General features: G+C 47.2%; 7 protein-coding genes. 2 read left to right on the top strand and 5 right to left on the bottom strand.

Features of this window, described 5'->3' with window-relative positions:
• Window positions 1-134: 134 nt before the first annotated feature.
• The 5 genes from KKE17_05760 to KKE17_05740 form a co-directional block, all read right to left on the bottom strand.
• Window positions 135-794, bottom strand: a complete 660-nt coding sequence (locus KKE17_05760; protein MBU1709493.1) for an NAD(P)/FAD-dependent oxidoreductase — start codon at window positions 792-794, stop codon at window positions 135-137.
• A 561-nt stretch (window positions 795-1355) separates the two neighbouring features.
• Window positions 1356-2954, bottom strand: a complete 1599-nt coding sequence (locus tag KKE17_05755) for a hypothetical protein (GenBank protein ID MBU1709492.1) — start codon at window positions 2952-2954, stop codon at window positions 1356-1358.
• A gap of 344 nt (window positions 2955-3298) precedes the next feature.
• Window positions 3299-3448, bottom strand: a complete 150-nt coding sequence (locus KKE17_05750) for a hypothetical protein (protein MBU1709491.1) — start codon at window positions 3446-3448, stop codon at window positions 3299-3301.
• 3 nt (window positions 3449-3451) lie between these two features.
• A complete protein-coding gene (gene serS, locus KKE17_05745) occupies window positions 3452-4717 on the bottom strand; it encodes a serine--tRNA ligase (GenBank protein MBU1709490.1) in 1266 nt (421 codons plus the stop codon).
• A 120-nt stretch (window positions 4718-4837) separates the two neighbouring features.
• On the bottom strand, window positions 4838-5248 hold the full coding sequence (locus KKE17_05740; protein MBU1709489.1) for an EamA family transporter: 411 nt from the start codon (window positions 5246-5248) through the stop codon (window positions 4838-4840).
• A gap of 1215 nt (window positions 5249-6463) precedes the next feature.
• Between KKE17_05740 and KKE17_05735 the strand changes: the two genes are divergently transcribed.
• Window positions 6464-7927 (top strand): hypothetical protein, encoded by a 1464-nt coding sequence (locus tag KKE17_05735; GenBank protein ID MBU1709488.1) that lies wholly within the window; start codon window positions 6464-6466, stop codon window positions 7925-7927.
• 129 nt (window positions 7928-8056) lie between these two features.
• A partial coding sequence (locus tag KKE17_05730) for a hypothetical protein (protein ID MBU1709487.1) occupies window positions 8057-9415 on the top strand: 1359 nt, incomplete at its 3' end.

Genomic DNA, 9415 nt, shown 5'->3' with positions numbered 1-9415 from the left:
TTAAAAGGCAGAAATATGGGACGCCATGATCGCTTCGCATTTCGAGCCTTTCACGAGGCACCTCAGCAGAAAGCCCTTTCGGCCTGATTGGCTCCGGCTGAAAGTGAGGGGTGATCACAAAACAATGAAAAGCCTTACAGCACCGCCGCTTTGAACGCATCAATGCCGATGCGGTCAATGAAACGGGCGGTGCGTTCTTTCTTCTTGGCGTTTTTCGCATAATATTCCAGGCAGCGCCGGGTGAGAGCGATAACCTCATCTTTCGAGAGGTTTTCAGCGATAACATCGCCGATGCGCGGATGGTGCGAGGCGTTGCCGCCGAAAGCGACGTTCCAGCCGGTTTTCTTGCCGATCACACCGATATCCCGGACAAGACTTTCGCCGCAACAGAAATGGCATCCTGAGACGCCGATCTTGACCTTGGCCGGAAGAGTCATCCCCTGGAAAACTTCCTCAAGTTCCATGCCGAGTCCTAAAGAATCCTGCAGCCCGAATTTACAGACTGCGGTTCCGGGACATGCCTGGACATAATGCAGGCAGAGCTCGGTTGCCTTGCCCACATCCATTTTCAGCTCTTCCCAGATGGGATCCACCTCTTCTTTTTTTATCCCCACCAGGGCGAGACGGTGGCCGGAGGTGATCTTGATAATCGGGATCTTGTATTTTTTAACGACTTTTACGATACGTTCGAGGTTTTCCAACTTTGCCATGCCCACCGGGATGCGCGGCACGATGGCGTAGGTTTCTTTGTCTCGCTGAAGTATTGCCCCTCTGGGGATTTCGTTATCTGTCATGGTTGGTTCTCCGAGTTTGATTAAGCTGGTTGATAGAATGAAATTAAGTTGTGATGAAATCGGCAAAAGACTGATTTCATGCGACTTGCATTGTACCTGTTGATTTTATGTGGTGGACCTTTTGCCACAGCGACTTTGTACGAGACCACCAAGTTTTTCAATTGATATGAATTTATACCTCATTGTATGGAAAAAACATCAGGAGAAAAGAAGAATTATAATAAAAAACGATATTGTTGAACTCTTACAACAAAGATGGATTGTCCCCTCAAAATTTACGCCGGGGAAAGGGTATTATGTCGCAATTTTGTTAATCGCACCACAATAAGTCATAAACCCACTATGCTGAAATGTATTTCATGAAAACGAGTTGGAGGTGTGTTGATATCGTCACAAGGGGGTGATCGGTTGATTTAGGATTTAGGCATCGCGCCGGAATTTTTATGAAGTACAAAAAAAATCAATTTCCTGTCATTCACTTCAATATGCCCCTGCAGGATATTACCTGCCGGGGCTTTTTTCATTTAATTTTGGAAAATTTTTCGTTGCGCGACAGAATGGTTAGTCTGCAAAGGTAGTTGTCGCAGACCAGTAATACTGGATATCCAGGATTAATTCGCCATGCGGATTATCGGGGACGATCAGTTCAATAACCTTGAACTTGACATGCCCGTCAACACATTTGGCCACATAAACATTTCCTTTGGTCAGAGATGGTATCGTCGCCCAAGCATCCCAGGCGGCAGGGATTTCGGTAACGCTTTCCATTGTAACTGGGCCCATGTCAGCAAAAAAGGAGTCGGTGGAACCGCCGGCATTGGTCGGCACCCACCAGGCACCGGTGCGATTGAGGGTGGTTGGATCCCAGAAGGTGGGATACCCGTCTGAGTTGGTGTCGCTGGATGTGACCATGAGATTCTCAGAAAAATCAAAACCATTGGATGCTAATAAGGTGGTACTCATGTAGGGACTGGTAGAGGATGTCGCTGCATCCAGGATAATATCAACAAGGACTTGACTCGAACTCGCGCCACCGCTTGTAAATCGAACGGCTGTACTGCTGATGCCGCCTTTGGTTGCCCATATGTCTATTCGGGAATCGGCCTCAACGGGAAGAGTGCCTGTGGACGGGAAAGTCCCATCAGTTGCGGTTGTAACCCGGACTGACCAGTTATTTCTCGGGGTTACACCTCTTACCACGACAACTGCTCCGGCGATCGGGTTTCCGCTGCCGTCAACTACACGTCCGGAGACAAAAGCCCGGTCATAGGGGTGGTCGGCGTTCCATATGGAAAAATGTCCAACCGTGCCTTCATAGGCGTCCCATGCGTTGTTCAGGGTTAATGTGCCTTCCTGAATCCACAGGCCCAGATCAGGATCAAAATACCACAGCGGCATGGTGGCGGGAGGTGAAGTAAATCCGGATCGAAGAGAAAGCGGGATTGGAATGATGATGGCAGCAGTTGATCCTTCTTTAAGCTGAAGGGCATCTCCGTTTTGATCCGTGGGGGTAATATCCATGAATCCGTAAGACATGAATGGGACTGTCTGCTGATTCTCATCAAGCCCTTCAAACTCGCCCGGAAAGGCTTTGAAATCTGATTCCGTGGTGGGATCAAAAGTTGTTACTGCAACATCAGCCTGACCGATAAAGTCGATGCCGTCCGCGTCAACTAAAGTATTCGGGGCGATAACAACTGATCCGTTGTTATGGGTCACCGTGCCTCCGACAGTTGCATCCAGAGTGCTGGTAGCACCCTCTGCCGCCATGACGGCCTCAAGGGTTACTGTCTGGCCTTTTAAGATCGGAGTTATTTGAGCCGTAAGCACATGACCGTTTAAGGTGAAGGTCAGCAGTGCCCGTGAGGTTTCATTCATGCTGAGACTGAACTGACCCGTGGCATCGGTTGTGGTTACGGCTGAGCTGATTGCCTGTGCTGCTGAGGCCACGGAACTTGATGCAGCGTTCAGGTCAACGGCACTGAGTGCCACACCGGACAGTGGTGTTCCTGCAGCGTCAGCAACGGTACCAGTAACAGTGCCTGTATTATCAGTAGTGACAGGGTCGTCACTACTGTTGCAGGCCGGCAGACTTAATACAAAGAAAAACAATAAAAGGCTGTACAGTAACAACGAAGATTTTTGATTCTTTTTTACCATTTTTGTCCCTCATGAAATAAATGTTATTCGGTTATTGCGATTGTCTGGTAATGACTTTTATTGCAGTTCATATGTAAGTCAGTTTTTTAACTGAGTAAAATTACAAGAAATGTTTAGATCAAGAAAAAGTATGCGATATTGTTGGGTTTTTCCCCATTTGAATTGGATGCTCCGTTTCGCTGGGATGTGTGTGGATAATATATTATTGAAAAGAGAAATTGATTGAATCATTAGGGTTGGGTATTTGTCAGGCTTGTGGGGAGACATTCAAGCTGATGCACCAGATGGTTGGAGTAATATGCAATATGATCAGATTGAGACATAAGAATATTAGAATACCGTGATTAATTGGTCCTGTCAAAGGATCTTCTATACATGCAGGCCTGGACATAATGCAGGCAGCGTTCGGTTGCCTTGCCCACATCTATCTTCAGTTTTTTCCAGATGGGATCCACTTCTTCCTTAAGGAGGAAAGAAGACTTTTCTGGCGCCATTGTTTAAAAGCGTTTTTCGAAATACGGCGCCAGGACTTCGGGCACATTCACCGTGCCGTCTTCATTCTGGAAATTTTCATAGATCGCCACCAGGGTTCGGCCCACAGCCAGGCCGCTGCCGTTCAGAGTATGCACCAGGGCGCTTTTTTTCTCGCCCTTGGGCCGGTAGCGGATGCCGCCGCGGCGCGCCTGGAAATCCCTGAAATTGCTGCAGGATGAAATCTCCCGGTAGGTATTTTGTCCCGGCAGCCAGACCTCGATGTCATAGGTCTTGTTGGCCGAAAAACCCAGATCGCCTGAGCACAGGGTCACCACCCGGTAGGGCAGATTCAATAATTGCAGGACCTCTTCGGCATCAGCCAGCAGGGATTCAAGTTCCTGGTCCGAGGTTTCCGGGGTGGTGAATTTGACAAGCTCTACCTTGTCGAACTGGTGCTGGCGGATCAGTCCCCGGGTGTCCTTGCCGTGGGATCCGGCTTCAGACCTGAAACAAGGGGTGTAGGCGCAATATTTGATGGGCAGCTCTTTTTCGGTAAGCGTCTCATCGCGGTGAATATTGGTCACCGGCACCTCGGCGGTGGGAATCAGCCAGAGATCCCAGCCTTCAGCCTTGAAAAGATCCTCGGCAAATTTTGGCAACTGGCCGGTTGCGGTCATGGTGGGCGTGTTGACCAGGAATGGCGGCAGCACTTCGGTGTAACCGTGTCTCTGGGTGTGGAGATCAAGCATGAAATTGGTGAGCGCCCGCTCGAGCTTTGACGCAAAACCCTTGAGCAGCGCAAAACGGGCGCCGGACAGTTTTACAGCTCGTTCAAAATCCAGGGTGCCGTTCATTTCGCCGATTTCATAATGGGCTTTTGGTTCAAAGGAAAATTGGCGGATCGTGCCCCATTTTTTGACCTCGATATTATCTGAATCGTCGTTTCCGGCAGGCACGGAATCGTGGCAGATATTCGGGATGTTCATGACGATCTCAGTGACCTGTTCTTCAAATCCGGCAAGCTGGGTTTCAATGTCTTTGATGCGGTCGCCGATGCCGCGAACTTCTTCCATCAGTGCATCGGCACTAGCACCCTGTTTTTTGAGTTGACCGATTTCCTGGGAGGCGGTTTTTCGCTGGTTCCGCAAGGTATCGCTTTCGGTGAGCAGTTCGCGGCGCTTGGCATCTATCGCGGCAAAGGTGTCGATATGCGTTGTGTCAAGGCCGCGATGGGCGGTTTTTTCTTTGACAAACTCAAGATTTTCTCTGATATAGCGAAGTTCGAGCATGGGGATGTTTTCCTTTCCGCGGAAGTTGTTGGCAATCAAGTATATCATTCTAACAAAAAAGGATTTTTAGCACGGCATGGGCGATAAATCAAGCCTGGATCTTTATTGATTAGGATAGGGTTATGAAGCCAGGAGATAAATCGCAGACAGGGCAAAGGCCATTCCGGTTATCTGTTTTGCGGTCAGGGGTTCGTGAAGGATCAATACTGCCAGCAGAATTGTAATCAAAGGGTAGAGGGCAGTCATGCTCACCACCACCGAGACTTTGCCTTTCTGCACCGCAATGAAAAAAAACAAGGTGCCGGCCATGCCGGCGATCCCGGTGAGCACTGCGAAGAGTATTCCTTTGGGGTGAATGTCAGGCCGGAACTTGACAAGACCCAGGGCCAGGATGCCTACGAGCATCGCGCCAAGGACTTCATACACCAGGGCACTTTGCGGACTTATGTAGGTGACCGCGAGTTTCGGGAAAAAGCCCCATAATCCATAGATCAAAAGCGCCAGAATCGTTGCAACAAGCCAGTTGTCCATATGAGCCTCCATGTTTTCGGATATCAGACCATACCTCTTGGTATGAAAGAAAACCAGGAGTCCAGGTGCAGATAACAGCTTGTTATCCTTTTAATGATTTAACAAATTTAAAACATTAATAATGTATGTTGGCAAAGTGCTTTTTACATGGGAAATTCCTGTATGTCAATAGGTGCTGATGTGGGACGTTTTTTGGAGAGTTATTACAACGTAAGGGCTTGTTTTTTCGGTTCCCGTGTATTTTAGAGGGTGGTCTTTTTCAGTATGTTTCACAAGGGAATAATTTAGTAAATTAAAGTATTCTAAGATTATGCCTAACTAATGTTCTGATTAGCAAAAAGCGTGCCGCGGAACTTACTGGCTATTTGTCAAATTATCTCTTCATTCCTTTATGATTTGTTCTGTATCTCCCGAAAACCTCATTGTAAATGACATGCCGAGAAGGCTTGGCCTATCGTTTTAATGGGGGATAAATTATTTTTAAAATAATATTTTTTGCTAACAAAACAGAGAAGTCACGTTTATTTTCTTGACTTTGATTCCCCGGCATGGCTCAAAAGGAACGAACGGCATCTGGCTAATTTTCTCATATCCGTGTGTGTGGCTTACCGCTACGAATAAAAGAACAAAACACACCGGAACTTACAAAAATACCATTCTCAGAAAACTTAAGAATAATCCGTTTGAGGCGGTTTAGTGGCTAATTGCCGTCCGCATTCATCCGGATTGCCCGCCGATTTTTATTCAGAAGTTGGACATGTGCTGGGGCAGATTTTATAGGAATTATTTTCATGCATATTATGGAGAAAGAGTCGCGATAAGACGGTGTGTCTCAAGGCGCCGCTTCTCAAATTGATACTCACATTCAAGTTTTCAAAAGCAGATTTAAATATTTCATGGAGAGATCTTCTGGAGGGTGTCAGGGGCACCTGAAATTTGAAAACAAAAAATAACCGCGGTGGGGCTTACGGAAGCCATTTTGGACGTCACTTAAGATGATCAGAGTTTCGAGTTATAAAAAGTATGCATGCTTTTTATGGGATTTTGAAAACTTTTATTTAAAAAAATCAAACAGTAAGGAGGTGACTATAACAGAACGACAATGAAGTCTTCATTTGTGTGAAAATTATATGAAATTAACAGGTTATGCCTCAAGTTGTAATCGGCATTCAAGATTCATTTTCAGGTGGTAACTTTCAAAAATAGGAGAATATTATGCTGCGTAAAATAACAAGTCTTAAACTGGCATTAATGCTTGTGCTGACAATGGCGGCAACAAGCTGGGCAGATGTTCCGCCGCCGCCGGTAAATCAAAATATCGGAATACCGGACGGTGTATTTAATAATCTTGAAGAAACTAATTGCAGGGTGTGTCATGAAGATCCGAACGGGACTATCCCGGATCGCCATCATCTTCTTGTAGGCACGGGACCTCTGCCTAATCCCACCGCAGCGCCAAACGGCGCATCGGGTGATCCTGCATATGAATGTCTGACCTGTCACAACCTGATGTGGGATCCAAATACCTCCACGTATCAATTGGTGGCTTTCAGGGATTGTCTTCTCTGCCATGAACAGATTGCCGGAGGAGCATCGGTTCATCACTTGACCGCCGCAGCAAAGCAGGATGATTGCAAGGCCTGTCATGGACCGATTGATAATCCCAACGACGGACATTATATCCCCACATATAATCCTTCCCTGGTGACTCCCCGTACCGGAACCGGAACAGGAAGCAACGGCGAAGGCGGATGTGAATTCTGCCATGATTCGGGAATTGACGGGGCAACCGGCACTGACGTGAAAACCAATGGCGAGACTCATCATGGTACCGGCCTGTTTCTCGACTCGACAAAATGTGTACTCTGTCATGATCCGTTGGCAAAGGAAAATGCCAGGATCAGACGTTGTGAGAAATGTCACGGCGTCGCATCCCTTCATAATATCCAATATGACTCTGACAATTCTACTAATCTGAATCAAATTGTTCCCGGAGGGGAAAATGCTTATTGGGGTCATATCGGCCATAATGACGACTGCTGGGGTTGTCATGGCTTTACAGCTATGTCCTCAGCGCCATATTCAGGACCGGTTGTGCCGGATGTGTCATCACTGAGCTCTTCAAATATTATCGAAGGGAAAAGCGTTCGGCTGACCTTGGAGGGTGCTGGTTTTACCAATACGGTTCAGGGTCCCAGCGGTCCTATACAGTTGACATCGGCGGTAAGATTGACGGCATCTGATGATTCAACAGTAACAGTCAATCCTGTAGTCATTTCAACAACTTCTCTTGAATTCATGACCCCAGCCGATCTGGCTCCAGGAAACTGGGGGGTGCAGGTTGTGAAAGCCGACAAGACAAGCAACACCGTGAATCTCTCGGTTGTACCGAATGTGACAATTGATTCGGTGGCTTGTAGCGACGGCGTGGTCAGCATAACCGGAAGCGGATTCAGCATGTACGTGGATGCGGTAAATTCCGGAACCGATCTTAATATGCAGACCAAGATTGGCAAACGGAAGAGAACGGTAACCGTATCAAGAAAATGTTCCGTTGAAACATGGACAGATTCTTTGATTGAAGCAGACTGCGGCAGATGCGGCTCTTCAGTCCTGGTTGATTCCATCTTCGGCACGGATTCGGAAACCCTGCCGACTACCGACAGACGCAGCAGGTAATAGTTAGTGTAGTTTTTTACAATATGCGCAGCGGGAGAAGCTGTTAGGCCTCTTCCGCTGCAGCATATTTTTTCGTCGGGAGAAGCTGGTTCAGAGGGCAGAGATTTTTAAGCGAAAGGGGGACTAAAGATGAAGAAAATATTACCCGTCATAATAGCGATAGGATTTTTATTACTGGGTAGTTCATCCGGTTATGCAGCGGATGCGGTTAAAGACCTGTTTGACTGGGGATTTAATATAGATGGGACAACATACTGCAAAGAAGGGCCTTGCGACTTTGACAATATCAACAACCTTGGAGAATTACCTGCGTCGATTAACGCAGCCGGGTTTGATTTTTCAACAGGTCTGGGGACCATTATTATTACGATTACCGGGGAAGGGTCCCATCAGGTGATTGCATATTTTGATCATGATATTTTTGAACCGGGTTCTGATCCTGATGTTGATGATCCCAATAATGTAACAGGAGATGCAGTGGGCACCGTCCCATCGGGCCTGATTTGGGAGATAGATGAGCCGGGGTTCGGTTCAACTAATCTTGGCGATCGAGGGTATCCATATTTTGGGGATATATTTTCAAATTTTAAAGCGGGGACACTGGATAATCAGGTGTTTTACGATTATTTGGACAATCAGTATCTTGATGTTCCTGATGATGCATCAATGGCCAAGGGCTGGAATTTTGCTTTGTCGGCAGATGAAACGGCAATAATAACTATCGTGGTCAGCGATATATCAACCCAGGCGGAATTTTATCTCATCCAGTCAGATCCTGACGCGGTAAACACTAAAAGTGATATTTATCTTGCAGGCACTCTGGAAATAACTAGTGGCCAGCCCCAGGATATTGACGGGGATACTTATACTTCCGATGTGGATTGTGATGATACTGATCCAAATGTACATCCCAACGCACCAGAAATATGCAATGATATCGATGACAACTGTAACGATTTGGTGGATGACGGCCTGGTGAATATGACCTTCTGCGGAGTGGGTGCCTGCGCTGGGAATTGGGGTTTTGAAAGCTGTACCAACGGACAATGGGGAAATAACACCTGTGATCCTTTTGATAGAGCAACACCGGAAGTGTGTGACGGCAGGGATAATAACTGTAATGGCGCCACAGATGAAGGTGATCGTGACAATGACGGCACCGCAGACTGTTTTGACCAATGCCCGGATGATTCAAATAAGACCGAGCCTGGAACCTGCGGTTGCGGTGTAATGGATACCGATTTTGATAATGATGGCGTTGCAGATTGCCTTGATTTGTGCCCAGACGATTCAAACAAGCTTGAGCCTGGAACCTGTGGCTGCGGAGTAGCAGATACGGACAGTGATGGTGATGGCACCCCTGACTGCAACGACCAGTGTCCATCAGATCCTATGAAAATTCAGCCTGGAACCTGCGGTTGCGGTGTTGCAGACACGGACAGTGATAATGACGGCACCCCTGACTGTAACGACCTCTGCCCTGATGAT

The sequence above is a fragment of the Pseudomonadota bacterium genome, assembly GCA_018823135.1.
Taxonomy (GTDB): Bacteria; Desulfobacterota; Desulfobulbia; order Desulfobulbales; family CALZHT01; genus JAHJJF01.
This window is presented reverse-complemented; position numbering and strand designations above follow the sequence as displayed.